Below are 26380 nucleotides of genomic sequence, written 5' to 3'. Positions count from 1 at the left end.
TCCTGTTCTATCACGCTCCCAAGCCCGTGATAGCATCCGCGCCTATGAAGTTTCCAGGAAGATTTACCAGTGGCGTGCTCATGCTGTTAACCAGCTGCGCGGCGCTGGCGCAAAGTGAATTGGATGTGCGGATCAAACCGTCCAACGATGAACTGAAAGCCAATATAGAAGGCTATATCGGCAGCCTCGGCGATCGTGACGAAGAAGCCTTGCAGCGCTTCAGTCGCGGCGCCGAAGAGCAGGCGCGCAAGGCCGCCCAGGCCTTGGGTTATTACCAGCCGCAGATCGAAAGTGACGTCAAGGGCGGAGAAAAACCGCGTCTGGTGCTGAACATCGATCCCGGCGAGCCGATTCGCCTGCGCAACGTGACCGTGCGTGTTGACGGCCCGGCGGCCTCTCTCAAATCCTTTCGAGTCCCGAAAAGTGACGTGCTCAAACCCGGCGCGGTGCTCAACCATGGGCGTTACGAAGACGCCAAACGCCTGATTCAGAATCAGGCCTCGCGTTATGGCTTCTTCAGTGGCCGCTTCACCAGCCAGAAATTGATGGTCGATCCCCGCGCCGGGGTCGCCGACGTCGAACTGATCTACGAAAGCGGCCCGCGTTATGCGCTGGGCAAAGTCAGTTTCGAGGGCGACACACCGTTCGATGAAGACCTGCTGCAACGCATGGTGCCGTTCAAGGCCGGCGAACCCTACGACTCCGAGCTGATCGCCGAACTCAACCGCGACCTGCAATCAAGCGGATATTTTGAAGGCGTGCGGGTCGACGCCGCGCCGACCGCCGCCAAAAACGACGTGATCCCGGTGGACGTCAAACTCGACACCCGCAAGCCGCGCACCATGGGCCTGGGTCTTGGTTATTCCACTGACGTCGGCCCGCGGATCAAGGCCAACTGGACCCGCCATTGGGTCAACCCGCAGGGCGACAGTTATGGCTGGGAGGCCGAACTGTCGGCGCCACGGCAAAACGTCGGCCTGTTCTACGACATCCCGCTGGACCCGCCGTTGACCGACAAACTGCGCTGGGCCGGCGGTTATCAATATGAGGACATCGACGGTTCCGACACCTTGAGCAAGCTGCTGACCTTCGGCCCGGAATGGCACAGCAAACTGCCGAGCGGCTGGCAGCGGGTGATCTCGCTGAAATGGCAGCGCGAGGAATACCAGCTCGGCGACGACTCCGGTCTGAGCACCTTGCTGATGCCCGGCGTCAGCTATTCCTACCTCAAGAGCGACAACCGCATCGATCCGCACAATGGCTATCGCCTGACCTTCGAAAGCAAGGTTGCGAAAGAAGGCCTCGGTTCGGACAACAACCTGGTTTACGGCACGGCGCTGGTCAAAGGCCTGACCACCGTGTTCGACAAGCACCGTTTGCTCGGCCGGGTACAGGTCGGCGGCAGCGCCACCAACGGCTACAAATCGGTGCCGCCGTCGCTGCGCTTCTTCGCTGGCGGTGATCAGAGCGTGCGCGGCTACGACTATCAGAGCCTGTCCCCGGAAAACTCCGAGGGCGACCGCATCGGCGGGCGCTACATGGTGGCCGGCAGCGTCGAGTACCAATATTCGATTGCCGAGAAGTGGCGCGTGGCGACCTTCGTCGATCAGGGCAACTCCTTCAATAAACTCGAACTGCCGAACCTCAAGACCGGGGTCGGTATCGGTGTGCGCTGGGTTTCGCCGGTGGGGCCGATCCGCCTCGACCTGGCTCATGCGCTCGACGACGATGGCGGCATCCGGCTGCACTTTTCCATGGGGCCTGAGCTGTGAAGCGTGGTTTGAAAATATCGGCGCTGGCGCTGTTGTCGCTGGTGCTGCTGATTGTATTGAGCATTACCGCTGTGCTCGGAACGCAGGCCGGCAGCCGTTGGGTGATGGGTCTGGTGCCGGGCCTGAGCGTCGACAATTTCCAGGGTCGTCTCGGTGGGCAGTGGAGTGCCGATCACCTGCTCTGGCAGCAAGACACCAGCCGCGTCGAGCTGAGCAAGCCGATCTTCGAATGGTCGCCGCTGTGCCTGACGCGCATGACGTTGTGCATCCAGCAGCTCAAGGCCGATACCGTCAGCCTGCAATTTCCGCCGAGCGAAGAAGTCACTGAAAGCGGCCCGATCAAGCTTCCTGATCTGCAATTGCCCGTGGCCATCGAGCTGGGCGACGTGCAGGTCGGCAGCCTGCTGTTCAACGGCAGTGAAGAGTTGAAAGGCCTGCAACTGGCGGCGCACTGGACCGCCAAGGGAATGCAGATCGACAGCGTGAAACTGCAACGCGACGAGTTGAGCCTGAATCTGTCCGGCCTGCTGCAACCGACCGGCAACTGGCCGCTGAACATCACCGGTGATCTGACCTTGCCGTCGCCGGCTCCCGAGCCGTGGACGCTGGCGCTGAAAGTCGACGGCGACCTGCTGAAAACTCTCAACCTGCACGCCGACAGCCGTGGCTACCTCGACGGCCAGTTGAGCGGCGAACTGCAACCGCTGGTGGAGAATCTGCCGGCCAAGGTGCGGATCACCTCGGAGGCGTTCAAGCCGAGCGCCGATCTGCCGGACACCCTGCAATTCAATCAACTGGTACTGACCGGCGAAGGCGACCTGAAGAACGGTTACCAATTGCTCGCCAATGCGACACTGCCTGCTGAAAAAGGCCCGGTGGCGTTGCTGCTCAAAGGCAAGGTCGACGCCAAAGGCGCGCAGATTGCCGGCCTCGACCTGACAGCCAACGATAAGCAAAGCCTGAAGCTCACCGGCAACGTCGACTGGAGCAAAGGCCTCAGCGCCCAAGCCAATATCAACTGGCTGGATTTTCCCTGGCACCGGCTCTATCCGGAGATCGACGAGCCGCAGGTCACGTTGCGTACCTTCACCGGCGAAGTCTCCTACACCGACGGTCAGTACCTCGGTAACTTTGCCGCCGCTGCAGATGGGCCGGCGGGAGCGTTCACCCTGAGCAGTCCGTTCAGCGGCAATCTCAAGCAGATTTTCCTGCCACAACTGAAACTCGAAGCCGGGCAGGGTAAGGCCGAAGGCCATGTGGACGTGCAGTTCGCCGATGGCATTGCCTGGGATACCGCGCTGGAGTTGTCGGCGCTCAACCCGGCGTACTGGGTTGCGGAGTTGCCGGGCACCCTGGCCGGACCGTTGAAAAGCAAAGGCGAAATGAAAAACGAGCGCCTGAGCCTGAATGCCGACCTCGACCTGAAGGGCAAACTGCGCGGGCAACCGGCGATCCTGCAAGCCAAGGCCGACGGCGCGGGCGAGCAGTGGAATCTGAATGCCCTGCAAATCCGCCTTGGAGATAACAGCATCAACGGCAAGGGCAGTCTGCAACAGAAGCTCATCGGGCAGATCGACATCAAACTGGCGCGTCTGGCCCAGCTCTGGCCGCAGCTGCGCGGGCAGATCAACGGTCGGGTCGATGTTGCCGGTACGCTCAAGGCACCGCAGGGCAAGCTCGGTCTGCAAGGTTCGCAACTGGCGTTCCAGGAAAATCGCCTGCAAAGCCTTAACCTCGACGCCGCCCTCGACAGCGCGCAACGGGCGAAAATCGACCTCAAGGGCAGCGGCATCCAGGCCGGCGATACGTCGCTGGGCACCCTGACCGCCAGCGCCCAGGGCGATATCAAAAACCAGAAACTCAACCTCGACCTGCTCGGGCCGAAGCTGAAACTGGCGCTGGGTCTGGACGGCAATCTGGACAAGGGCAACTGGCGCGGGCGTCTGGCCAGCGGCGACATTCAGGCCGGCGGCCAAGACTGGAAGCTGCAAAACCCGGCCAAACTCGAACGTCTGGCCGACGGCAAGATCAACTTTGGCGCCCATTGCTGGATGTCCGGCAATGCCAGCCTGTGCGGTGAAGATCAACGCCTTATGCCGGAGCCGAAGCTGCGTTATCACCTCAAGCAGTTCCCGATCGAAAGCCTGGCGCAGTGGTTGCCGAAGGATTTCGCCTGGCAGGGCAAGCTCAACGCCGACCTGCAACTGGACCTGCCGGCCAGCGGCCCGAACGGCCAGATCAGCGTTGACGCCAGCGGCGGCACCTTGCGCATGAAGGAAAAGGATCAGTGGGTCGACTTCCCGTACCAGACCCTCAAGCTCACCAGCAAACTTACGCCGAAACGCATCGACACTGATCTCAACTTCGTCGGCGGCAAGCTCGGTGAGCTGATGGTGCAGGCGCAGCTCAACCCGCTGCCGAAGAACAAACCGCTCAGCGGTACATTCCGCCTCAGCGGACTGGATCTGTCGGTGGCGCGGCCGTTTGTGCCGATGGTCGAGAAACTCACCGGGCGGCTGAACGGCAGCGGCACGATTTCCGGCGGGCTGCTCGCGCCGCTGGTCAACGGCACCGTGCAGCTTAGCGACGGCGAAGTGTCCGGGCCGGAGTTGCCGATCGAGCTGCAAGCGTTGCAACTGCAAGCGGTGATCGCCGGTGAAGCCGTGCAATTGAACGGCGGCTGGAAAAGCGGCAAGAGCGGGCAGGGCAGTCTGAACGGCAACATCGCCTGGGGTCAGGCGCTGGTGGTGGATCTGGCGCTCAAGGGCACGCAATTGCCGGTCACGGTCGAGCCCTACGCGAAACTGGAAGTAGCGCCGGACCTGAAGATTTCCATGGCCGGCGATGAGCTGGCGATTGCCGGCAAAGTGCTGGTACCGAAAGGCGAAATCACCGTGCGCGAACTGCCGCCATCAACGGTGAAAGTCTCCGATGACACGATCATCGTCGGCGCGCAGACCGAAGAGGGCAAGCCGCCGCTGGCGATGAAAATGGACATCGACGTGGTGGTCGGCCAGGACAAGCTGAGCTTCGCCGGATTCGGCCTGACCGCCAATCTGCAAGGTCAGGTGCATATCGGCGACAACATGGATACCCGTGGCGAACTGTGGCTTAACGACGGGCGTTATCGCGCCTACGGCCAGCGCCTGACGGTGCGTCGCGCGCGTCTGCTGTTTGCCGGGCCGATCGACCAGCCGTATCTGGACATCGAAGCGATTCGCCAGACCGATGATGTGATCGCCGGTATCCGCCTGAGCGGCAGCGCCGAGCAGCCGACGACACAGATCTTCTCGGAACCGGCCATGAGCCAGGAACAAGCGCTGTCTTATCTGGTGCTGGGGCGTCCGCTGAGCACCACCGGCGAGGACAACAACATGCTCGCGCAGGCGGCGCTCGGTCTGGGTCTGATGGGCAGTTCCGGGGTCACCAGCAGTCTGGCCAGTGATTTGGGCATTCAGGACTTCCAGCTCGACACCCAGGGCAGCGGCAACACCACCAGCGTGGTGGCCAGCGGCAACATCTCGGAAAAACTCAGCCTGCGTTACGGCGTCGGCGTGTTCGAGCCGGCCAACACCATCGCCCTGCGCTACAAGCTGAGCAAAAAGGTCTACCTCGAAGCCGCCAGCGGCGTGGCCAGTTCGCTGGACATCTTCTACAAGCGGGATTTCTAGCCCGCGTTCCCCCTGGCCGGATCGTGTCACCACGATCCGGCTTTTTTCTGGATGTATTAGACTGACCGCAGCTTGAAGGGCGCCGTTTGCGGCTGCCCGAAACGCCCCGGGGGCGCCAATGGTTCGTTTGAGTATGGTCTTGCTCGGTCACGATTTTGTCCGCCGGCGCTGGTCAGCACTGGCATTGACCGGCGTTGTCTGGGGTGCGGCCGGAGTGGCCATCTTCATCGATGCGCTGGACGGCGTTCTGTATTTTCCGCTGCATGTGTTCGGCTATCTGCTGTTGCTCGAAGCCCTGATCATTCTGCTGGTGCCGGCCCCGAAAACCGGCACAGCGGCGGTTTTGCGCAAGGCTCGCGGTCTGGCGTTTCTGCTGCTGGGGCTGCTGATCGTCGACCGACAGCATGCTGCCGGTGTGATTCTCGCGGTGCTGTTCGGTGCGGCTTTTCTGCTCGATGGCGGTTTTCGACTGGCGGCTGCGGTGGTGGTGCGCTTTGTCGGTTGGCGAATGTCACTGCTGGTGGCGCTGTTCGAGATCGGTTTTGGCGTGTTCATCCTCGAACCGTATCCGAGCCTCTACAAGGGGACGGTGCCGTTCTGCATCGGCATGAGCATCTTTCTTTCGGGCTGTGCCTTGTTGCAGCAGGCATGGCGGTTCAAGAACAGACCGTCGCCGGTGACGCCTTCCCCGGTCCATGCCCCTGCATGCAACAGCGCAATGGTGATCCATGTCTGGACACCCAGCGGTACGGTTGAAGACACCCTGGTGCGCAACCGCTTCCTCAATCGTTATATCGCGGCGGTCGATATCAACGGCGTCATCTCTGCCGGCCACGCGGCACTGGAATGTGGGCCGGACATTTACATCAGCCATTACCCGCTGGACGATATCGATCGCTCGGCGCGGGATTTCGTGCGGTTGCTGCGAGCTACGCCGAACAACGACGTGGTGGGGCGGTTTCTGCCGGACTATGCGAGCGAGGTCGCCGACTGGTGCCCGTCGTCGGTTCAGGTCAGCTTCGCGCACTACGACGCCGCGCGGCTTCAGGCGTTCTGGGCGGCCTATCGACAGACCACCACCTACAACCTCACCAGCCGCAACTGTTCGAGTGCCGTTGCGCACAGCCTGGAAGCGGCACTGGAAGGTGCGATGAACCGGGGGCATTCGAGCATGCTGGATTTCGCCCGGGTCATCATCAGCCCCGAATTCTGGGTCGCGGCTCAGGTGCGCAAACGCGCCGAGGCCATGGCCTGGACGCCGGGCCTGGTGCTTGATTATGCGCGGGCGTTGCATGCCGCCATCGAGCCGGCACCGCCGGGCTGGCACGGCATTTACGCGGGAGCCAGGCGTGCCTGCGGTTATGTGGCAACTGCGTTGCGTGGGCGTGAAGTCCATCCCCTTCAGCCACCACCGATGAATCACCCCTCCGACAAATCCTGAACGGCTCTACACCGAGTCGCTGTCTTCGCGAGCAAGCTCGCTCCCACATTGATCCGTGTATGCGTGAGATCCCCTGTGGGAGCGAGCCCGCTCGCGATGGCGTCTGCACGGACGACAGAAAAAACCAGTCCACTGGTCAACTAATTACAAAGCAACCTAACTATTACGTTGACATTCGCTGCCTAGGCAGTAACATCTCGACATACATTCACTGCCTAGGCAGTTATTAGGTGAGCACATGAAGCATTTCACCCCAGACGAATTCAAGCATTGCCATCTCGGCCTGTTGCTCGGCCGTGCGGCCTTGCTCAAGGACAAGATCATCGACACCCACATGGAACCCCACGGCATCACCGCCGCGCAGTTCAAGGTGTTGATCATCATGGCCCAGTTCGGCGTCGACACCCCGGCCGAGCTGTGCCGGCATCTGTCGCTGGACAGCGGTTCGATGACCCGCATGCTCGACCGTCTGGAGCAGAAAGGTTTCCTGGTTCGCCAACGCAGCGAAGGCGATCGCCGTCAGGTGCAACTGAAACTCACCGAGCAGGGCCAGCAACTGGCCGATCGCCTGCCGCACATCGGCGCCGACGCCATGAATGAACTGGCCGGCGCCGTGACCCCGGACGAGTTGAAAACCCTGGAATACATCCTCAAGAAAATTTTGCTGGCAGCCGGTGACCCGATCACCATCCAGCGGTTAGGTGAACACAATGAGCGGTAAAACCTTGCGCAGCAGCCTGACACTGGTGCTGTCGGCGATGATCCTCGCCGGTTGCGCCAACTACAGTGGCCTCGATACCCAGGGCGCCAGCCTCGATGCGAAAACCCTCAAGACCGGGCAATCGCTCAACGGCGTGACCCTGTCACAGGCCGCGTGGCCGAAGAGCGACTGGTGGACCAGCCTCGGCGATCCGCAGCTCGACGGTCTGATCCGCGAAACCCTGAAAGACAGCCCGGACATGCAGATCGCCGACGCCCGCGCCCATCAGGCCAGCGCCGCCGCGTACGCCGCCGATGCCGAGCGCTATCCGACCCTCGACGCCAGCGCCGGCATCAGCCGTTCGCGTCTGGCCCGGGATCAGGATCCGCTGGGGCAGGGCGGGGCTTACTCCACCGTGCGCAACATCAGCGCCGGCTTCAATTACAACTTCGACCTGTGGGGCGGTCAGCGTGACGCCTGGGAAGCCGCACTCGGTCAGGCCCGCGCCGCCGAAGTCGACCGTCAGGCCGCGCAACTGACCCTCGCCGCCGACGTGGCCCGGGCCTACAGCGATCTCGGTCAGGCGCACATCGTTTATGACCTGGCCAACGAAGACCTCAAACGCACCAAACAGATGCTCGACCTGAGCCAGCGCCGCCTGAGTTCCGGGATCGACAGCCAGTACCAGTTCCAGCAGACCCAAAGCCTGGAAGCCAGCTCCGAAGCCAGCCTGATCGACGCTGAAAAGCGCCTGAACAGCGCCAAAATCGCCCTGGCCGTATTGCTCGGCAAAGGCCCGGATCGCGGTAACGAAATCGCTCGGCCGAAAGTCCTGCAAGCCAGCGCTGTCGCACTGCCATCGGTGCTTCCCGCCGAACTGCTGGGCCGTCGCCCGGATCTGGTCGCCGCGCGCTGGCGTGTCGAGGCGGCGAGCAAGGACATCGACTCGGCCAAGACCCGCTTCTATCCCAACCTGAACCTGTCGGCTTCCGCTGGTGCCGAATCCTTGTTGGGGGACGCGATGTTCGGTTCCGCCAGTCGCTTCTTCAACATTGCCCCGACGATTTCGGTGCCGATCTTCGATGGCGGACGCCTGCGCGCCAACCTCGATGCCCGCGACGCCGATTACGACCTCGCCGTGGCGCAGTACAACAAAAGCCTGGTGAAAGCCCTGGGCGATGTCAGCGACACCATTAACCAACTGCGTGACATCGGCCGGCAGATCGGCGCCCAGCAGCACGCAACCGAGATTGCCCAGGATTCTTACAACACCGTCGTCCAGCGTTACGGTTCCGGCATCGGCAACTACCTGGACGTGCTCAGCATCGAGCAGCAATTGCTGCAGGCCCAGCGTCAGCTGGCCAACCTGAATGCCGAGCAGATCGACCTGTCGATTCGACTGATGCAAGCGCTGGGCGGCGGCTTCCAGGGGCAAACCCTGACCGCAGCCAACGCCACCCCAGCCACGCCGCACAACTAATTCAAGGTACTTGTCATGGCCACTGCCGAAAACACACAAGCTCAAGACAACGCCCAGGACACTGGCAATCCGCGCAAACGCAAGGTGATGCTGCTGGTGCTGGCCGTTGTGGTTGCCCTCGCCGGTGCCGGTGTCTGGGCGTATCACGAATTCATCGGGCGCTGGAGCGAAAGCACCGACGACGCCTACGTCAACGGCAACGTGGTGGAAATCACCCCGCTGGTGACCGGCACCGTGGTCAGCATCGGTGCCGACGATGGCGATCTGGTGCATGAAGGCCAGGTGCTGATCAACTTCGACCCGAACGACGCCGAAGTCGGCCTGCAAAGTGCCAAGGCCAATCTGGCCCGCACCGTGCGTCAGGTGCGCGGCTTGTACAGCAACGTCGACGGCATGAAGGCCCAGGTCAATGCGCAACAGGCCGAAGTGCAAAAAGCCCAGGACAACTTCAACCGCCGGAAAAATCTCGCGGCCGGCGGGGCGATTTCCCAGGAAGAACTGTCCCACGCCCGCGATGACCTGACCTCGGCACAGAACGCCTTGGCCAACGCCAAACAGCAGCTGAAAACCACCAGCGCGCTGGTCGATGACACTGTGGTCTCGTCGCACCCGGACGTGATGGCCGCCGCCGCGCAACTGCGTCAGGCCTACCTGACCAACGCACGCAGCACCTTGATCGCGCCGGTCACCGGTTATGTCGCCAAGCGCACCGTGCAACTTGGCCAGCGTGTGCAGCCGGGCACCGCGCTGATGGCGGTGATTCCGCTGGATCAGCTGTGGATCGACGCCAACTTCAAGGAAACCCAGCTGCGTGACATGCGCATCGGCCAACCGGTGGAGATCGAGTCGGACATCTACGGCAGCGACGTCAAGTTCAGCGGCACCGTCGACAGCCTCGGCGCAGGCACCGGCAGCGCGTTCGCCCTGTTGCCGGCGCAGAACGCCACCGGTAACTGGATCAAGATCGTGCAGCGTGTGCCGGTACGGATTCACGTCAACGCCGAAGAACTGGCCAAGCACCCGCTGCGCGTCGGTCTGTCGACCAATGTCGAGGTCAACCTGCACGACCAGAGCGGTCCGGTACTGGCCCAGCAGCCTCCGCAAAAGGCCTCGTTCAGCACCAACGTCTACGACCGCCAACTGGCCGAAGCCGACGCGATGATCACCCAGTTGATCCACGACAACAGCGCGGCGGTCAGCAAGACTGCGCAACGCTGACCTCTTTCCCCCTGTGGGAGCGGGCTTGCTCGCGAATGCTGCCTGACATTCAACATAGATGTTGTCAGACACACCGCTTTCGCGAGCAAGTCGAATCGTCGCACCGCCGCTCCCACAAAGGGCAGCTGTGTCCGTAACAGACACGGCGCCAACCCGGCTTCATAGGATTCGCGATGAGCAATAACGCCTCTTTCACGCCGCCCAGCCTGTTGCTCAGCACCATCGGCCTGTCGCTGGCGACTTTCATGCAGGTGCTCGACACCACGATCGCCAACGTGGCGTTGCCGACCATTTCCGGCAACCTCGGCGTGAGTTCGGAGCAGGGCACCTGGGTCATCACCTCGTTCGCCGTGAGCAACGCCATCGCGCTGCCACTCACTGGGTGGCTGAGCCGTCGCTTCGGCGAGGTGAAGCTGTTTCTGTGGGCGACCATCCTGTTTGTGCTGGCTTCGTTCCTCTGCGGTATTTCCACGTCTATGCCGGAACTGATCGGCTTCCGCGTGCTGCAAGGCCTGGTGGCCGGGCCGTTGTACCCGATGACCCAGACGCTGCTGATCGCGGTGTATCCGCCGGCGAGGCGGGGCATGGCCCTGGCGTTGCTGGCGATGGTCACGGTGGTGGCGCCGATTGCCGGGCCGATCCTCGGCGGCTGGATCACCGACAGTTACAGCTGGCCGTGGATTTTCTTCATCAACGTGCCGATCGGGATTTTCGCGGTGATGGTAGTGCGCCAGCAGTTGGCCAAGCGCCCGGTGGTCACCAGTCATCAGCCGATGGATTACGTCGGGCTGATCACGCTGATCATCGGCGTGGGCGCGTTGCAGGTGATCCTCGACAAGGGCAATGACCTGGACTGGTTCGAGTCGAACTTCATCATCATCGGCGCGGCGATTTCGGTGATCGCGCTGGCGGTGTTCGTGATCTGGGAAATGACCGACCAGCATCCGGTGGTCAACCTGCGGCTGTTTGCCTATCGCAACTTCCGCATCGGCACGCTGGTGCTGGTGCTGGGTTACGCCGGGTTCTTCGGCATCAACCTGATCCTGCCGCAGTGGTTGCAGACCCAGATGGGCTACACCGCGACCTGGGCCGGGCTGGCGGTGGCACCGATCGGCATTCTGCCGGTGCTGCTGTCGCCGTTTGTCGGCAAGTACGCGCACAAGTTCGACCTGCGTCTGCTGGCCGGGTTGGCGTTCCTGGCGATCGGCCTGAGCTGCTTCATGCGTGCCGAGTTCACCAACGAGGTGGACTTCCAGCACATCGCCCTGGTGCAGTTGTTCATGGGGATTGGTGTGGCGCTGTTCTTCATGCCGACCTTGAGCATTCTGATGTCGGACCTGCCGCCGAGCCAGATTGCCGATGGCGCTGGTCTGGCGACGTTCCTGCGGACACTGGGCGGCAGCTTTGCGGCGTCGTTGACCACCTGGATCTGGATTCGCCGGGCGGATCAGCATCATGCGTATATGAGCGAAAGCATCAGCACTTATGAGCCGGCGACTCGCGAGACTTTGCATTCGCTGGGTGGTGCGAGCCAATCGGCCTATGCGCAGATGGATCAGATCCTCACCAGTCAGGCGTACATGCTCTCCACAGTGGATTACTTCACGCTGCTGGGATGGGGGTTTATGGGGTTGATATTGATTGTGTGGCTGGCCAAGCCGCCGTTTGCTGCCAAGGCAGGCCCGGCCGCCAGCGGTCACTAAGTCCGACAGATCGTTCCCACGCTCTGCGTGGGAATGCAGCCCGGGACGCTCCGCGTCCCATGCCGAAGCGGACGCGGAGCGTCCATTGAGGCATTCCCACGCAGAGCGTGGGAACGATCAGACGGTGGCGGGAGCGGGCAGTGCTGGCGGTGGCGCAAAATCAAACGGCGCCAACGCAAACCCGTTCTCATCCACCTGCAACGCCCAGCCCTGACGATCCCAATCCCCCAGCACAATCCGCTTCGCCGCCTGATCGCCGATCTGCAACTTGTGGATCGCCGGGCGATGGGTGTGCCCGTGAACCAGGGTTTTCACCCCGTATTCCTGCATGATCCGCGGAATTTCCTCCGGCGTGACATCGACGATGTCATTGGCCTTCATCCGCGTCTGCGCCCGGCTTTCGCTGCGCAACTTGCGCGCAAGCTTGTGCCGGGTGCGCAACGGCAGATTACGCAGGATGAACAGGCTCAGCGGATTGCGCAGGTAGCGGCGCAGCTTCATATAGGCTTCGTCGCGGGTGCACAGGCTGTCGCCGTGCATCAGCAGCACCGGTTCGCCGTAAAACTGCACGACACTCGGGTCCTTCAACAGCGTGCAGCCGGCCTCTTTGCAGAAGGCCTTGCCGAGCATGAAGTCGCGATTGCCGTGCATCAGAAAAATGGCCGTGCCGCTGTCGCTGAGTTCGCGCAGGGCCTGGCAGATGGAACGCTGGAAGGGGGTCATGGCGTCGTCGCCAATCCACGCTTCGAAGAAGTCGCCCAGAATGTACAACGCACTCGCCGAGCGGGCGCGTCCGGCGAGCAAATCCAGAAACGCCCGGGTAATGTCCGGGCGCTCCTCTTCCAGATGCAAGTCTGAAATCAGCAATATCACGCTTCGATGATCTCGGCTTTCTCGATGATCACGTCGTCTGCTGGTACGTCCTGGTGGCCTGCCTTGGACGTGGTGGAAACGCCTTCGATCTTGTCGACAACGTCGGTGCCCGCAACCACTTTACCGAACACGGCATAACCCCAGCCCTGAGCGGTCTTGGAGGTGTGATTCAGGAAGCTGTTGTCGGTGGCGTTGATGAAGAACTGAGCCGAGGCCGAATGCGGATCCATGGTGCGAGCCATGGCCAGGGTGTACTTCTCGTTCTTCAGGCCGTTGTCGGCTTCGTTCTGGATGCTCGGGCTCTTGTCTTTCTTTTCTTTCATGCCTGGCTCGAAACCGCCGCCCTGGATCATGAAACCTTTGATGACGCGGTGGAACACGACGTTCTCGTAGTGACCCTTTTTCACGTACTCGATGAAGTTGGCCACGGTGATCGGGGCTTTTTCAGCGTTCAGTTCGATGAGGATGTCACCGAAGTTGGTGGTCAGTTTTACTTGAGTCATGATCGCTACTCTTTATAAGGAATTCGTGGGTATTGGGACATTTGCGCCCTTTACCGGTTCAGCCCGTGAGGGCCAAGGTGCGCAGTTTAGCGTGACAGGCGCGAATTTCGAGGCTGTTTTTCCAAATCCCTGCGATTAAATGCACTCCTTTATAGGGCCTGCTCTGTCAGCCCCTTGACAGCATCGGCTATGATAGCGGCTTTGTTTTGTCTGGCCCCCTCTGCGGCCGCGCACATGTAAGTCAAGGATCCTATGAGCAAGCCCACTGTCGACCCTACCTCGAATGCCAAGTCCGGCCCTGCCGTGCCGGTCAATTTCCTGCGGCCGATCATCCAGGCAGACCTGGACTCGGGCAAGCACACGCAGATCGTCACCCGTTTCCCGCCTGAGCCCAACGGCTACCTGCACATCGGCCACGCCAAGTCGATCTGTGTGAACTTCGGCCTGGCCCAGGAGTTCGGCGGCGTCACTCACCTGCGTTTCGACGACACCAACCCGGCCAAGGAAGACCAGGAATACATCGACGCGATCGAAAGCGACGTCAAATGGCTGGGCTTCGAATGGTCCGGCGAAGTGCGCTACGCCTCGCAATACTTCGACCAGCTGCACGACTGGGCCATCGAGCTGATCAAGGCCGGCAAGGCCTACGTCGACGACCTGACGCCCGAGCAAGCCAAGGAATACCGTGGCAGCCTGACCGAGCCGGGCAAGAACAGCCCGTTCCGCGACCGTTCGGTGGAAGAGAACCTGGACTGGTTCGCCCGCATGCGCGCCGGTGAGTTCCCGGACGGTGCCCGTGTGCTGCGCGCCAAGATCGACATGGCCTCGCCGAACATGAACCTGCGCGACCCGATCATGTACCGCATCCGCCACGCCCATCACCATCAGACCGGTGACAAGTGGTGCATCTACCCGAACTACGACTTCACCCACGGTCAGTCGGACGCCATCGAAGGCATCACCCACTCGATCTGCACCCTGGAGTTCGAAAGCCATCGTCCGCTGTACGAGTGGTTCCTCGACGCACTGCCAGTGCCGGCGCACCCGCGTCAGTACGAGTTCAGCCGTCTGAACCTCAACTACACCATCACCAGCAAGCGCAAGCTCAAGCAACTGGTTGACGAGAAACACGTCAACGGCTGGGACGATCCGCGCATGTCCACGCTGTCGGGCTTCCGCCGTCGTGGCTACACCCCGGCGTCGATCCGCAATTTCTGCGAGATGATCGGCACCAACCGTTCCGACGGCGTGGTCGACTTCGGCATGCTCGAGTTCAGCATCCGTCAGGACCTGGACGCGAACGCCCCGCGCGCCATGTGCGTGCTGCGTCCGTTGAAAGTCGTGATCACCAACTACCCGGAAGATCAGGTCGAGAACCTCGAACTGCCGCGTCATCCGCAGAAAGAAGAACTCGGCGTGCGGAAGCTGCCGTTCGCTCGTGAAATCTACATCGACCGCGATGACTTCATGGAAGAGCCGCCAAAGGGCTACAAGCGCCTGGAGCCGAACGGCGAAGTGCGTCTGCGCGGCAGCTACGTGATCCGTGCCGACGAAGCGATCAAGGACGCCGACGGCAACATCGTCGAGCTGCGTTGCTCGTACGATCCGGACACCCTGGGCAAGAACCCTGAAGGCCGCAAGGTCAAGGGCGTGATCCACTGGGTGCCGGCCGCTGCCAGCATCGAGTGCGAAGTGCGTCTGTACGATCGCCTGTTCCGTTCTCCGAACCCGGAGAAGGCCGAAGACAGCGCGAGTTTCCTGGACAACATCAACCCTGACTCACTGCAAGTGCTGACCGGTTGTCGTGCCGAGCCTTCGCTGGGCAATGCACAGCCGGAAGACCGTTTCCAGTTCGAGCGCGAAGGTTACTTCGTCGCGGATATCAAGGACTCGAAACCAGGCCAGCCGGTATTCAACCGTACCGTGACCCTGCGCGATTCGTGGGGCCAGTGATCAAGTCTTAAGGAAACACCGTGCTTACGATCTACAACACGCTCACCAAGAGCAAAGAAGTCTTCAAGCCGCTGGATGGCAACAAGGTGCGCATGTATGTCTGCGGGATGACCGTGTACGACTACTGCCACCTGGGCCATGGCCGCAGCATGGTCGCGTTCGACCTGGTGACCCGCTGGTTGCGGTTCAGCGGTTATGACCTGACCTACGTGCGCAACATCACCGACATCGACGACAAGATCATCAACCGGGCCAACGAGAACGGCGAGTCGTTCGAAGCGTTGACCGAGCGCATGATCGCCGCGATGCACGAAGACGAAGCGCGCCTGAACATCAAGAAGCCGGACATGGAGCCGCGCGCCACGGATCACATCCCTGGCATGCACGCGATGATCCAGACCCTGATCGACAAGGGTTACGCCTACGCCCCGGGCAATGGCGACGTGTACTACCGCGTCGGCAAGTTCATGGGCTACGGCAAGCTCTCGCGCAAGAAGATCGAAGACCTGCGCATCGGTGCGCGGATCGAGGTCGACGAAGCGAAGGAAGATCCGCTGGACTTCGTGCTGTGGAAAGGCGTCAAACCGGGCGAGCCGAGCTGGGAATCGCCGTGGGGCGCCGGGCGTCCGGGCTGGCACATCGAGTGCTCGGTGATGTCCACCTGCTGCCTCGGTGAGACCTTCGACATTCATGGCGGCGGCAGCGATCTCGAGTTCCCGCACCACGAAAACGAAATCGCCCAGAGCGAAGCGGCCACCGGCAAGACCTACGCCAACGCGTGGATGCATTGCGGCATGATCCGCATCAATGGCGAGAAGATGTCCAAGTCCTTGAACAACTTCTTCACCATTCGCGACGTGCTCGACAAGTACCACCCGGAAGTCGTGCGTTACCTGCTGGTGTCGAGCCACTACCGCAGCGCGATCAACTACTCGGAAGACAACCTCAAGGACGCCAAGGGCGCACTGGAGCGTTTCTACCACGCGTTGAAAGGCCTGCCGAACGTGGCGCCGGCGGGCGGCGAAGCGTTCGTCGAGCGTTTCACCACGGTGATGAACGACGACTTCGGCACGCCGGAAGCCTGCGCGGTGCTGTTCGAGATGGTGCGTGAGATCAACCGTCTGCGCGAGAGCGATCTCGATGCAGCGGCCGGTCTGGCAGCGCGCCTGAAAGAACTGGCCAGCGTGCTGGGTGTGTTGCAGCTCGAAGCCGATGACTTCCTGCAGGCCGGCGCCGAAGGGCGTGTCGATGCAGCTGAAGTCGAGGCGCTGATCGCTGCGCGTCTGGCGGCACGTGCCAGCAAGGACTGGGCCGAATCCGACCGCATCCGCGACCAGCTCACCGCCATGGGCGTGGTGCTGGAAGACGGCAAGGGCGGCACGACCTGGCGTCTGGCTGACTGATCGCTGCGCTTGCTACAAACAAAACCCGCCTTGTGCGGGTTTTTGTTTGGCTGCGAGAAGAGCCCCTCACCCTAACCCTCTCCCAGAGGGAGAGGGGACTGAATGGGGGATATTCAAGAAATACGCCGACCTGAAAGGTTTTCTCCGAATCCATAATCGACGCAATCTCTCAGGTCGATGTAGAACGCCAGACACCTCGGTCGGCTCCCTCTCCCTCCGGGCGGTCCGACGTTTCGGGAGGGCTGGGGTGAGGGATTGCTTTTGACGTTCGCGTAGGTCTTGATGTCGGCAACGCGCTCAGCCGGATGCTGATCGGCGACGTTTATGGAATGGAGACATCATGGCAAACCACTATCGCGAACTGGTATCGACACCCGGCGCCACCGGGCTGATCCTCGCGAGCTCCATCGCCCGACTGCCCCAGGCAATGATCGGCATCGGCATCATCACCATGCTGGTGCAGCAGACCGGCGTTTACTGGCTGGCCGGCGCAGTCGCCGGCACGTTTACCCTGGCCAATGCGCTGCTCGGCCCGCGCATCTCGAAACAGGTTGATCAGTATGGCCAGAGTCGCGTGCTGCCCGTCGTCACGGTTTTCAGCATCGTCATGTTGCTGGCGCTGATTGTGGCCGTGCACCTGAGGGCGCCCGCTGCGTTGTTTTTTGTACTGGCGGCACTGGCGGGGACGATGCCGAGCATGCCGTCCATGATCCGCGCACGCTGGACGCAGCTGTTTCGTGGCAAGCCGCAGCTGCACACCGCTTTCTCGCTGGACACCGTCCTCACCGAACTGGCTTACATCGTCGGCCCACCCCTGGCGATCGGTTTGAGCGTGAGTTTCTTCGCGGAAGCCGGGCCGCTGGTGGCGGTGGGGCTGCTGGCCGTCGGCGTGACGGCGTTTCTCATGCAGCGTCAGACCGAACCGAAAGTGGTGGCCAGCAACCGGAAAAACAGTGGTTCAACCCTTCTGATTCCCGGCGTTCGCACCATTGTCCTGGCGCTGCTGGCGATGGGGGCCATAGGCGGGTCGATCGATGTCGCCGTTGTGGCCTTCGCCAATGCCCAGGGCTGGCCATCGGCTGCCACCTTCATCCTCGCCGCCTATGCGTTCGGCTCGCTGGTGGCGGGCCTGACCTTCGGCGCGTTGCGGGTTTCGCTGGCGATTGAAAAACAGTTCTTTATCGGGATCCTGGTCACGGCAGTCACCGGCGTATTGCCGGTGTTCTCACCGGACGTTTATGTCCTGTCCGCGATGTTGTTTATCGCCGGCATCTCGTTTGCGCCGACCATGGTTGTAGTCATGAAGCTGGGGACGATCATCATCCCGGCGGCGAGAATGACCGAAGGGCTGACGTGGATGACCACCGGGATCAGCATCGGCGTGGCGCTCGGCGGCATGCTGGCGGGGCTGGTAATTGATGCCTGGGGCGCACGGGCAGGATTCGGCGTTGCGATAGCCGCAGGTCTGATGATGATGGTTGTGGTGTTGATGGGCCTGCGGACGTTGGCGGCCGCATCGGCTGCGCCTGTTGAGCCCGCCGTTTCGGCCTGATCCGCTATGAAGGCGCTCAGCTCTCAAGCTGCCGCAATCGCTTGTACAGCGTATTGCGGCTCACCCCCAACCGTCGGGCCAGATGGGAAATATTGCCCCCGGCCAGTTGCAACTCCCGGTTCAACGCCTCGGCATCGTTCAAATCGATGCCCAACGGCTCGGCCACTTCCACGGGCTCCATCTCCAGATCGACGAAGAAGTCGTCCGGCAAATGCTCGGGTCGAATCGGTTGTTCCTCGGCCATCGCCAGCGCCACCTGCATCACACTGCTGACCTGGCGCAGATTACCCGGCCACGGGTGTCGTTCAAACAAGTCCAGCACCTCGCGACTCAATCCCGCCCACTGCGATGGCTCGCGATGCTGTTCCCACAACCGCTTGAACAGCGCCTGCTTGTCACTGCGCTCGCGTAGCGGTGGCAATTCCAGAGTCAAGCCGCCAATGCGGTAGTACAAGTCCTCGCGGAAGCGCCCCAGTTGCACCTGTTCCCTGAGCGAACGGTTGGTGGCGGAAATGATCCGCAGATCCACCGGAAACAGCTCGCTGCTGCCCACCGGTTGCACGCAACGCTCCTGCAACACGCGCAACAGGCGGGCCTGGGTCGGCAGCGGCATGTCGCCGATTTCGTCGAGGAACAGCGTGCCCTTGTCGGCCTTGCGGATCAGTCCGATGCTGCCTTTCTGGTTGGCGCCGGTAAACGCGCCTTTCTCGTAGCCGAACAGCTCGGACTCCACCAGTTCGGCGGGGATCGCCGCGCAGTTGACGGCAATGAACGCCTGTTTGCTGCGGGAGCTGGCCTGGTGCAGGGCCTTGACGAAGACTTCCTTGCCGACCCCGGTTTCCCCGTGAATCAGCAGCGGAATGTCCTTTTCCAGCAGGCGTTCGGCCTGGCGCACGGCTTTCTCCACGCGACTGTCGCCGAAGTGCAACGTGCTCAGGCTGATGGCCGTAGGTACGACGACTTTCGGTTCAGCGGTTCTGGTTTCAGCAAAGACCCGGGCCTGAATCGGCGCCTGTTTAGGCCGTTTCAACAAACACTGAAAACGATTGCGCCCGGAGGTCTGCAAGGCAAACGGCAAACCGTCCGGCTGATTGATCAACTCCAGCAACGACACCTTGAACAGGCTTTCAACGCTGACCCGCGACAACCGCACGCCCAACAGATTGTCGGCCCGTCGGTTGGCCGATAGCACCTGACCGCTCTCATCAAAGATCAGCAGCCCGGCCCACTGGCTGTCGAGGTTGTTCAACCCGGTGTTGAAGGTCAGTTGAAAGTGCTGGCCATGGAACAGGTTGAGGATCAGCCGGTTCTCCACGGTCTGGCTCATCATCTTGACCATGCCGAGGGTGTGCGACGGTGGCAGATAGCTGTCGCTGGACACATCGAGCACGGCGATGACCTTGCGCTCTGCATCGAAAATCGGCGCGGCGGAACCGGTCATGAAGCGATTGGCCTTGAGAAAGTGTTCATCGTGTTCAATGTGCACCGCCTGCTCGCAGGCCAGCGCCGTGCCGATGGCGTTGGTGCCGCTGGCGCGCTCGACCCAACTGGCGCCGGCCTGAAAACCGCGCGCCAGGTTCGGCTCGATAAAGCGCTGGGTGCCCCAGGACGTCAGCACCTGGCCCTGATTGTCGGCCAGCATGATCAGGCAGTTTGAGTTGCTCAGGATGTTCTCGTAATACGGCAGCACTTCCTGGTGAGTGGTCTGCACCAGCGAATGATGACGGTCGAGCAACTGCGCGATGCCGGCAGCGGGCAACTGATCGAAGGCCGGGGCGCTTTGATGATTGAGACCGAAGGCGCGGCAACGGGACCAGGAGTCCTGGACGATGGCGTCATGGGAAAGCGGCGGGGCAGGTGCGGCCATGATTGGCAGTCTCTGAAGGGTGCTTTGTTGTTTTTGTTATGGCTCGTTCGACGAGCAAAAAAGCATCCATAGAGTGTTGTTCACTATTGTTCATTGTCAATCGCCCGACTGTTCAATTGTTCAGTCGCGACTGTTCACTTGTGTTCAGCTACGAACCCCGGTTTGCGTGGCCTCCATCGAATTTTCCGGTAAATCAACAGCTTGCCGTTTCTGGCACGAATGTCGCTCTACAGGACAGGTCGCTTGACTCCAATAATAAAAAGGCCGAGCCATGTCACTCACCCTGGAGCACGTCAGCCGTACCGTCGAGGGCCAGACCTGGATCGACGATGCGAGCCTGAAATTCGAACCTGGATCCTTCAACGTTTTGCTCGGGCGCACGCTGTCCGGTAAAACCAGTCTGATGCGCCTGATGGCCGGTCTGGACAAGCCCGACAGCGGCCGCATCCTGATGAACGGCGTCGACGTCACCCAGCGCCCGGTACGTCTGCGCAACGTGTCGATGGTCTATCAGCAGTTCATCAATTACCCGACCATGACGGTGTTCGAGAACATCGCCTCGCCGCTGCGCCAGGCCGGTATCTCCAACGAGCAGATCCAGAGCAAGGTGCAGGAAACCGCGAAGATGCTGCGCATCGAGAAGTTTCTGAAGCGCTATCCGCTGGAACTGTCCGGGGGCCAGCAGCAGCGCACCGCCATGGCCCGGGCGCTGGTCAAGGATGCCGAACTGATTCTGTTCGACGAGCCGCTGGTCAACCTCGACTACAAACTGCGCGAGGAGCTGCGCCAGGAAATGCGCGAGCTGTTCAAGGCGCGCCACACCATCGCCATCTACGCCACCACCGAGCCCAACGAAGCGCTGGCGCTGGGCGGCACCACCACCATTCTTCATGAAGGCCGGGTGATCCAGAGCGGCCCCTCGACCGAGGTCTATCACCAGCCACAAACGGTGCTGGCCGCTGAATTGTTCTCCGAACCGCCGATCAACCTGATGCAGGGGCGCATCGCCGGCAACGAAGTGAGTTTCGCCAACTTCGTGCACTTTCCGTTGAACGTCGACCTGCGGCCGGTGGGCGAGGGCGAGTTCCGCTTTGGCGTGCGCCCGAGCCACATCTCGCTGGTGCCGAGCAACGACGACGACCTGGAACTGGCGGTGACCGTCGAGGTGGCGGAAATCAGCGGTTCGGAAACCTTCCTCCACGTGCGCAACGAGCATTTTCTGCTGGTGCTGCATTTGCCGGGGGTTCACGAATACGACGTCGATGCGCCGATCCGCATCTATATCCCGACTCATAAACTGTTTGTGTTCGATGCGCAGGGCCGTCTGGTGCAGGCACCGGGCCGGCGCGTCGCGAGGGTTGCCTGATGGCCGAAATCCGTTTGCAGCACCTCGCCCACAGCTACAGCAAAACCCCGAGCGGGCCCGAGGATTACGCGATCCGCGAGATGGGCCACATCTGGGAGCAGGGCGGCGCCTATGCCTTGCTCGGTCCGTCGGGTTGCGGCAAGTCGACCTTGCTCAACATCATTTCCGGTCTGCTCAGCCCGTCCCAGGGTCATGTGCTGTTCGACGGCAAAGAGGTCAACGACCTGACCCCGGAAAAGCGCAACATCGCGCAGGTTTTCCAGTTCCCGGTGGTCTACGACACCATGACCGTGTTCGACAACCTGGCCTTTCCCTTGCGCAATCAGGGCCTGGCCGAAGCGAAAGTACACAGCAAGGTGCAGGAAATCGCCGAAGTCCTCGACCTGCAGAACCTGTTGAGCAAAAAGGCGCGCAACCTCACCGCCGACGAAAAACAGAAAGTTTCCATGGGCCGTGGCCTGGTGCGCGATGACGTGTCGGCGATCCTCTTCGATGAGCCGCTGACGGTGATCGACCCGCACCTGAAATGGAAACTGCGGCGCAAGCTCAAGCAGATCCACGAGCAATTCAACATCACCATGGTCTACGTCACCCACGATCAGCTGGAGGCGTCGACCTTCGCCGACAAGATCGCGGTGATGTACGGCGGCCAGATCGTCCAGTTCGGTACCCCACGGGAATTGTTCGAGCGGCCGAGCCACACCTTTGTCGGCTACTTCATCGGCAGCCCGGGGATGAACCTGATCGAAGTGCAGCCGCAACCGGGCGGGGTCGCTTTCAATTCGACTCATCTGCCGCTCTCCGACGGCTTACAGCGCCATATCGAACACGGCCAGTGGAAAAATCTGAAGGTCGGCATCCGTCCCGAGTTCATCCATGTGTGGGACGAGCCGTTTGATGATGCGATGCAGGCACGGGTCGTACACGTCGAGGATCTCGGCACCTACAAGATAATGACCCTGGATCTGGACGGCGCACCGCTGAAAGTGCGCCTGGCCGAGGACAAACCGGTGCCGCAGGGTACGGCCTACATCAGTTTTCCGGCGCAGTGGCTGATGGTCTATGCCGACGAATTTCTGCTGGATGCCACCGACAGCGAGGTACAGCCATGAACAAGGTGCAGAACAACAAGGCCTGGTGGCTGGTGTTGCCCGTATTCCTGCTGGTGGCCTTCAGTGCCGTGATTCCGATGATGACCGTGGTCAACTATTCGGTGCAGGACATCTTCGACCAGTCCAGCCGCTACTTCGTCGGCGCCGACTGGTACAAACAGGTGCTGCTTGACCCGCGCCTGCACGATTCGCTGCTGCGCCAGTTCATTTACTCGGCGTGTGTGCTGCTGATCGAAATCCCCCTCGGCATCGCCATTGCGCTGACCATGCCGACCAAGGGTCGCTGGTCGTCGGTGGTACTGATCGTGCTGGCGATCCCGCTGCTGATTCCATGGAACGTGGTCGGCACCATCTGGCAGATTTTCGGCCGCGCCGACATCGGCCTGCTCGGGTCGAGCCTCAACGCCATGGGCATCAGCTACAACTACGCGGCGAACACCATGGATGCCTGGGTCACCGTGCTGGTGATGGACGTCTGGCACTGGACTTCGCTGGTGGCGCTATTGTGTTTCTCCGGGCTGCGGGCGATTCCCGACGTGTATTACCAGGCCGCGCGCATCGACCGGGCTTCGGCCTGGGCGGTATTCCGGCACATTCAGTTGCCCAAGTTGAAGAGCGTGCTGCTGATCGCGGTGATGCTGCGCTTCATGGACAGCTTCATGATCTACACCGAGCCGTTCGTGCTCACCGGCGGCGGGCCGGGTAACTCGACGACCTTCCTGAGTCAGACCCTGACCCAGATGGCCGTAGGCCAATTCGACCTGGGGCCGGCGGCGGCATTCTCGCTGGTGTACTTCCTGATCATCCTGCTGGTGTCCTGGCTGTTCTACACCGCCATGACCCACAACGATGCCAACCGCTGAGGCCCGGCCATGAGCAAACGTCTTACCCCTATGAAAAAAGTGATCCCACTGCTGCTCTACATCCTGTTCCTGCTGGTGCCGATCTACTGGCTGCTGAACATGTCGTTCAAGAGCAACACCGAAATCCTCGGCGGACTGACCCTTTTCCCACAGGATTTCACGCTGGCGAACTACAAGGTGATCTTCACCGACCCGAGTTGGTACACCGGCTATATCAACTCGCTGTACTACGTCAGTCTGAACACGATCATTTCCCTGAGCGTGGCGCTGCCGGCGGCGTATGCCTTTTCGCGCTATCGCTTTCTTGGCGACAAGCACCTGTTCTTCTGGCTGCTGACCAACCGCATGGCGCCACCGGCGGTATTCCTGCTGCCGTTCTTCCAGCTGTACTCGTCGATCGGCCTGTTCGACACCCACATTGCCGTGGCGCTGGCGCACTGCCTGTTCAACGTGCCATTGGCGGTGTGGATCCTCGAAGGTTTCATGTCCGGGGTGCCGAAGGAGATCGACGAAACCGCCTACATCGACGGCTACAGCTTTCCCAAGTTCTTCGTGAAGATCTTCATTCCGCTGATCGGCTCCGGCATCGGTGTGACGGCGTTTTTCTGCTTCATGTTTTCCTGGGTCGAACTGCTGCTGGCGCGCACGCTGACCTCGGTGAACGCCAAACCGATCGCGGCGGTGATGACGCGCACGGTGTCGGCGTCCGGCATTGACTGGGGCGTACTGGCGGCGGCGGGGGTGTTGACTATTCTCCCCGGCATGCTGGTGATCTGGTTCGTTCGCAACCACGTGGCCAAGGGCTTTGCCCTGGGCCGGGTCTGAGGAACTGATGATGGAATGGATGAGCTGGACCGTCCCGACGGCGGCGTTTTTCATCGTGATCGGGTTGATCCTGGTGGGCATGACCACCTGGGAATTGCGCTCGCCGAGCATCTTGCGGCGAGGGTTTCTGCCGATTGCCACCACCCGTGGCGATCGCTTGTTCATCGGTCTTCTCGGCAGCGCCTACCTGCATCTGCTGGTAATCGGCGTGACCGACTGGAGCATCTGGGTAGCGTCCGCGTTGTCCCTGGTGTGGCTGTTGGCTGTGATGCGTTGGGGCTAGTCGAATCGCTCGGCAATCTTGCTCCGAAAACCTAACAGGAGGTCTCTATGTTCGATAAGAAAAATAAGCTGCGACATAGCATTTCATTGGCAGCCATGCTGGCACTCAGCGGTTTGAGCGCGTCCGCCTGGGCCGACGCCTACGAAGATGCCGCAAAAAAATGGATCGGCAGCGAGTTCAAGCCGTCGACCCTGACGGCCGAGCAGCAACTCGAAGAACTGAAGTGGTTCATCAAGGCGGCCGAGCCGTTTCGCGGGATGGACATCAAGGTCGTCTCGGAAACCCTGACCACCCACGAATATGAATCCAAGGTGCTGGCCAAGGCCTTCAGCGAAATCACCGGCATCAAGCTGACCCACGACCTGCTGCAGGAAGGCGACGTCGTGGAAAAAATGCAGACCGTGATGCAGTCGGACAAGAACATCTACGACGGCTGGGTCAACGACTCGGACCTGATCGGTACGCACTTTCGCTACGGCAAGACCGAATCGATCACCGACCTGATGGCCAACGAAGGCAAGAACTTTACCTCGCCGACCCTCGACATCAAGGACTTCATCGGCATCTCCTTCACCACCGCGCCGGACGGCAAGATCTATCAATTGCCCGACCAGCAGTTCGCCAACCTGTACTGGTTCCGCGCCGACTGGTTCGAACGCGCCGACCTGAAAGCCAAGTTCAAGGAAAAGTACGGCTATGAACTGGGCGTGCCGGTGAACTGGTCGGCTTATGAAGACATCGCCAAGTTCTTCAGCGAAGACGTCAAGGAAATCGACGGCAAACGCATTTACGGGCACATGGACTACGGCAAGAAAGACCCGTCCCTGGGCTGGCGCTTCACCGATGCCTGGTTCTCCATGGCCGGTGGCGGCGACAAGGGCATTCCCAACGGTTTGCCGGTGGATGAGTGGGGGATTCGCGTCGAGGATTGCCACCCGGTCGGTTCCAGCGTGACCCGCGGCGGCGACACCAACGGCCCGGCGGCGGTGTTCGCCACCACCAAATACGTCGACTGGCTGAAGAAGTACGCGCCACCGGAAGCGGCGGGCATGACCTTCTCCGAATCCGGCCCGGTGCCGTCCCAGGGCAACATCGCCCAGCAGATCTTCTGGTACACCGCCTTCACCGCCGACATGACCAAACCGGGCCTGCCGGTGGTCAACGCCGACGGAACGCCGAAATGGCGTATGGCACCGTCGCCACGCGGGCCGTACTGGGAAGAAGGGATGAAGCTCGGTTATCAGGACGTGGGCTCGTGGACCTTCATGAAGTCCACGCCTGAGAAACAGAAACTCGCGGCCTGGCTGTACGCGCAGTTCGTGACTTCGAAAACCGTGTCGCTGAAGAAAACCATCGTCGGCCTGACGCCGATTCGTGAGTCGGACATCAACTCGCAAGCGATGACCGATCTGGCGCCGAAACTCGGTGGTCTGGTCGAGTTCTACCGCAGCCCGGCCCGCGTGCAATGGACCCCGACCGGTACCAACGTGCCGGACTACCCACGCCTGGCGCAACTGTGGTGGAGCCACATCGCTGAGGCCGCCAGCGGCGAGAAGACCCCGCAACAGGCCCTCGACGGTCTGGCCAAGGATCAGGACGCGATCATGACCCGTCTGGAACGGTCCAAGGCCCAAGCGGTGTGCGCACCGAAAATGAACCCCGAGCGCGACGCGCAATACTGGTTCGACCAACCGGGCGCACCAAAACCGAAGCTGGCCAACGAGAAGCCGAAGGGCGAAACCGTGAGCTACAACGAACTGCTCAAGTCGTGGGAGGCGGCACGCAAGTAAGCGCT

Annotated in this window: 19 protein-coding genes; 16 read left to right on the top strand and 3 right to left on the bottom strand. The window is 61.3% G+C overall.

The window, feature by feature from the left end:
* The first annotated feature begins 44 nt into the window (after nucleotides 1-44).
* From L6D82_RS11310 to L6D82_RS11280, 7 genes are all read left to right on the top strand, one after another.
* Nucleotides 45-1772 carry an autotransporter assembly complex protein TamA gene (locus L6D82_RS11310; protein ID WP_039767489.1) on the top strand — a complete coding sequence of 576 codons (1728 nt, stop codon included), beginning with the start codon at nucleotides 45-47 and terminating at the stop codon, nucleotides 1770-1772.
* Nucleotides 1769-5443 carry a translocation/assembly module TamB domain-containing protein gene (locus L6D82_RS11305; protein ID WP_236189067.1) on the top strand — a complete coding sequence of 1225 codons (3675 nt, stop codon included), beginning with the start codon at nucleotides 1769-1771 and terminating at the stop codon, nucleotides 5441-5443. The genes L6D82_RS11310 and L6D82_RS11305 overlap by 4 nt, the downstream gene beginning before the upstream one ends.
* Nucleotides 5444-5561: 118 nt before the next feature.
* Nucleotides 5562-6884: a hypothetical protein gene (locus L6D82_RS11300; protein ID WP_236189066.1), complete on the top strand. Its 1323-nt coding sequence runs from the start codon at nucleotides 5562-5564 to the stop codon at nucleotides 6882-6884.
* A 238-nt stretch (nucleotides 6885-7122) separates the two neighbouring features.
* The gene (locus tag L6D82_RS11295) at nucleotides 7123-7605 is read left to right on the top strand and encodes a MarR family winged helix-turn-helix transcriptional regulator (RefSeq protein WP_085608360.1); all 483 of its coding nucleotides are present in this window, start codon (nucleotides 7123-7125) and stop codon (nucleotides 7603-7605) included.
* Nucleotides 7595-9064, top strand: a complete 1470-nt coding sequence (locus L6D82_RS11290; RefSeq protein WP_236189064.1) for an efflux transporter outer membrane subunit — start codon at nucleotides 7595-7597, stop codon at nucleotides 9062-9064. The genes L6D82_RS11295 and L6D82_RS11290 overlap by 11 nt, the downstream gene beginning before the upstream one ends.
* A gap of 15 nt (nucleotides 9065-9079) precedes the next feature.
* Nucleotides 9080-10282 (top strand): HlyD/EmrA/EmrK family protein, encoded by a 1203-nt coding sequence (locus tag L6D82_RS11285; protein WP_085745958.1) that lies wholly within the window; start codon nucleotides 9080-9082, stop codon nucleotides 10280-10282.
* 173 nt (nucleotides 10283-10455) lie between these two features.
* Nucleotides 10456-11985 (top strand): DHA2 family efflux MFS transporter permease subunit, encoded by a 1530-nt coding sequence (locus tag L6D82_RS11280; protein WP_102717016.1) that lies wholly within the window; start codon nucleotides 10456-10458, stop codon nucleotides 11983-11985.
* A 117-nt stretch (nucleotides 11986-12102) separates the two neighbouring features.
* Here L6D82_RS11280 and lpxH read toward each other — a convergent pair whose 3' ends face one another.
* Both lpxH and L6D82_RS11270 read right to left on the bottom strand, forming a co-directional pair.
* Nucleotides 12103-12858 carry a UDP-2,3-diacylglucosamine diphosphatase gene (gene lpxH / locus L6D82_RS11275; protein ID WP_236189061.1) on the bottom strand — a complete coding sequence of 252 codons (756 nt, stop codon included), beginning with the start codon at nucleotides 12856-12858 and terminating at the stop codon, nucleotides 12103-12105.
* Nucleotides 12855-13361 carry a peptidylprolyl isomerase gene (locus tag L6D82_RS11270; protein ID WP_129972701.1) on the bottom strand — a complete coding sequence of 169 codons (507 nt, stop codon included), beginning with the start codon at nucleotides 13359-13361 and terminating at the stop codon, nucleotides 12855-12857. The genes lpxH and L6D82_RS11270 overlap by 4 nt, the downstream gene beginning before the upstream one ends.
* Before the next feature lie 252 nt (nucleotides 13362-13613).
* On the opposite strand from L6D82_RS11270, the gene L6D82_RS11265 reads away from it, so the two are divergent.
* The 3 genes from L6D82_RS11265 (at nucleotide 13614) to L6D82_RS11255 (ending at nucleotide 18269) form a co-directional block, all read left to right on the top strand.
* Complete coding sequence (locus tag L6D82_RS11265; protein ID WP_102687174.1) at nucleotides 13614-15314, top strand: glutamine--tRNA ligase/YqeY domain fusion protein; 1701 nt, start codon at nucleotides 13614-13616, stop codon at nucleotides 15312-15314.
* A gap of 20 nt (nucleotides 15315-15334) precedes the next feature.
* Nucleotides 15335-16717 carry a cysteine--tRNA ligase gene (gene cysS / locus L6D82_RS11260; protein WP_236189059.1) on the top strand — a complete coding sequence of 461 codons (1383 nt, stop codon included), beginning with the start codon at nucleotides 15335-15337 and terminating at the stop codon, nucleotides 16715-16717.
* A 340-nt stretch (nucleotides 16718-17057) separates the two neighbouring features.
* A complete protein-coding gene (locus L6D82_RS11255; RefSeq protein ID WP_236189057.1) occupies nucleotides 17058-18269 on the top strand; it encodes an MFS transporter in 1212 nt (403 codons plus the stop codon).
* Between the two features lie 16 nt (nucleotides 18270-18285).
* On the opposite strand, the gene L6D82_RS11250 is transcribed toward L6D82_RS11255, so the two are convergent.
* Nucleotides 18286-20136 carry a sigma-54-dependent Fis family transcriptional regulator gene (locus L6D82_RS11250; RefSeq protein ID WP_236189055.1) on the bottom strand — a complete coding sequence of 617 codons (1851 nt, stop codon included), beginning with the start codon at nucleotides 20134-20136 and terminating at the stop codon, nucleotides 18286-18288.
* Nucleotides 20137-20407: 271 nt separating this feature from the next.
* On the opposite strand from L6D82_RS11250, the gene L6D82_RS11245 reads away from it, so the two are divergent.
* The 6 genes from L6D82_RS11245 to L6D82_RS11220 are packed head-to-tail and all read left to right on the top strand — an operon-like array spanning nucleotide 20408 to nucleotide 26375.
* The gene (locus L6D82_RS11245; protein WP_236189053.1) at nucleotides 20408-21502 is read left to right on the top strand and encodes an ABC transporter ATP-binding protein; all 1095 of its coding nucleotides are present in this window, start codon (nucleotides 20408-20410) and stop codon (nucleotides 21500-21502) included.
* A complete protein-coding gene (locus L6D82_RS11240) occupies nucleotides 21502-22614 on the top strand; it encodes an ABC transporter ATP-binding protein (RefSeq protein WP_236189050.1) in 1113 nt (370 codons plus the stop codon). The genes L6D82_RS11245 and L6D82_RS11240 overlap by 1 nt, the downstream gene beginning before the upstream one ends.
* Nucleotides 22611-23477: a carbohydrate ABC transporter permease gene (locus L6D82_RS11235; RefSeq protein WP_007951487.1), complete on the top strand. Its 867-nt coding sequence runs from the start codon at nucleotides 22611-22613 to the stop codon at nucleotides 23475-23477. Before L6D82_RS11240 ends, L6D82_RS11235 begins: the two co-directional genes overlap by 4 nt.
* Before the next feature lie 30 nt (nucleotides 23478-23507).
* Entirely contained in the window at nucleotides 23508-24302 is a 795-nt protein-coding gene (locus L6D82_RS11230) for a carbohydrate ABC transporter permease (RefSeq protein ID WP_373870903.1), read from the top strand.
* Nucleotides 24303-24312: 10 nt separating this feature from the next.
* A complete protein-coding gene (locus L6D82_RS11225; RefSeq protein ID WP_039767461.1) occupies nucleotides 24313-24585 on the top strand; it encodes a DUF2160 domain-containing protein in 273 nt (90 codons plus the stop codon).
* Between the two features lie 47 nt (nucleotides 24586-24632).
* Nucleotides 24633-26375 carry an ABC transporter substrate-binding protein gene (locus tag L6D82_RS11220; RefSeq protein WP_007951484.1) on the top strand — a complete coding sequence of 581 codons (1743 nt, stop codon included), beginning with the start codon at nucleotides 24633-24635 and terminating at the stop codon, nucleotides 26373-26375.
* Nucleotides 26376-26380 lie beyond the last annotated feature (5 nt).

This window comes from Pseudomonas paraglycinae (genome assembly GCF_021601625.1).
In the GTDB taxonomy this organism is placed as follows: Bacteria; Pseudomonadota; Gammaproteobacteria; order Pseudomonadales; family Pseudomonadaceae; genus Aquipseudomonas; species Aquipseudomonas paraglycinae.
The sequence above is the reverse complement of the archived record's forward strand: the minus strand, read 5'-3'. Positions and strand labels throughout refer to the sequence as shown.

Excerpts from the sequence above, each read along its gene's own strand:
- L6D82_RS11270 (WP_129972701.1), bottom strand. The coding sequence starts at position 13,361 with ATGACTCAAGTAAAACTGACCACCAACTTCGGTGACATCCTCATCGAA.
- L6D82_RS11240 (WP_236189050.1), top strand. The coding sequence starts at position 21,502 with ATGGCCGAAATCCGTTTGCAGCACCTCGCCCACAGCTACAGCAAAACC.
- L6D82_RS11285 (WP_085745958.1), top strand. The coding sequence starts at position 9,080 with ATGGCCACTGCCGAAAACACACAAGCTCAAGACAACGCCCAGGACACT.
- L6D82_RS11225 (WP_039767461.1), top strand. The coding sequence starts at position 24,313 with ATGGAATGGATGAGCTGGACCGTCCCGACGGCGGCGTTTTTCATCGTG.
- L6D82_RS11300 (WP_236189066.1), top strand. The coding sequence starts at position 5,562 with ATGGTTCGTTTGAGTATGGTCTTGCTCGGTCACGATTTTGTCCGCCGG.
- L6D82_RS11290 (WP_236189064.1), top strand. The coding sequence starts at position 7,595 with ATGAGCGGTAAAACCTTGCGCAGCAGCCTGACACTGGTGCTGTCGGCG.
- L6D82_RS11230 (WP_373870903.1), top strand. The coding sequence starts at position 23,508 with ATGAAAAAAGTGATCCCACTGCTGCTCTACATCCTGTTCCTGCTGGTG.
- L6D82_RS11295 (WP_085608360.1), top strand. The coding sequence starts at position 7,123 with ATGAAGCATTTCACCCCAGACGAATTCAAGCATTGCCATCTCGGCCTG.
- L6D82_RS11310 (WP_039767489.1), top strand. The coding sequence starts at position 45 with ATGAAGTTTCCAGGAAGATTTACCAGTGGCGTGCTCATGCTGTTAACC.
- L6D82_RS11235 (WP_007951487.1), top strand. The coding sequence starts at position 22,611 with ATGAACAAGGTGCAGAACAACAAGGCCTGGTGGCTGGTGTTGCCCGTA.
- L6D82_RS11280 (WP_102717016.1), top strand. The coding sequence starts at position 10,456 with ATGAGCAATAACGCCTCTTTCACGCCGCCCAGCCTGTTGCTCAGCACC.
- L6D82_RS11250 (WP_236189055.1), bottom strand. The coding sequence starts at position 20,136 with ATGGCCGCACCTGCCCCGCCGCTTTCCCATGACGCCATCGTCCAGGAC.
- L6D82_RS11220 (WP_007951484.1), top strand. The coding sequence starts at position 24,633 with ATGTTCGATAAGAAAAATAAGCTGCGACATAGCATTTCATTGGCAGCC.
- L6D82_RS11265 (WP_102687174.1), top strand. The coding sequence starts at position 13,614 with ATGAGCAAGCCCACTGTCGACCCTACCTCGAATGCCAAGTCCGGCCCT.
- L6D82_RS11245 (WP_236189053.1), top strand. The coding sequence starts at position 20,408 with ATGTCACTCACCCTGGAGCACGTCAGCCGTACCGTCGAGGGCCAGACC.
- L6D82_RS11255 (WP_236189057.1), top strand. The coding sequence starts at position 17,058 with ATGGCAAACCACTATCGCGAACTGGTATCGACACCCGGCGCCACCGGG.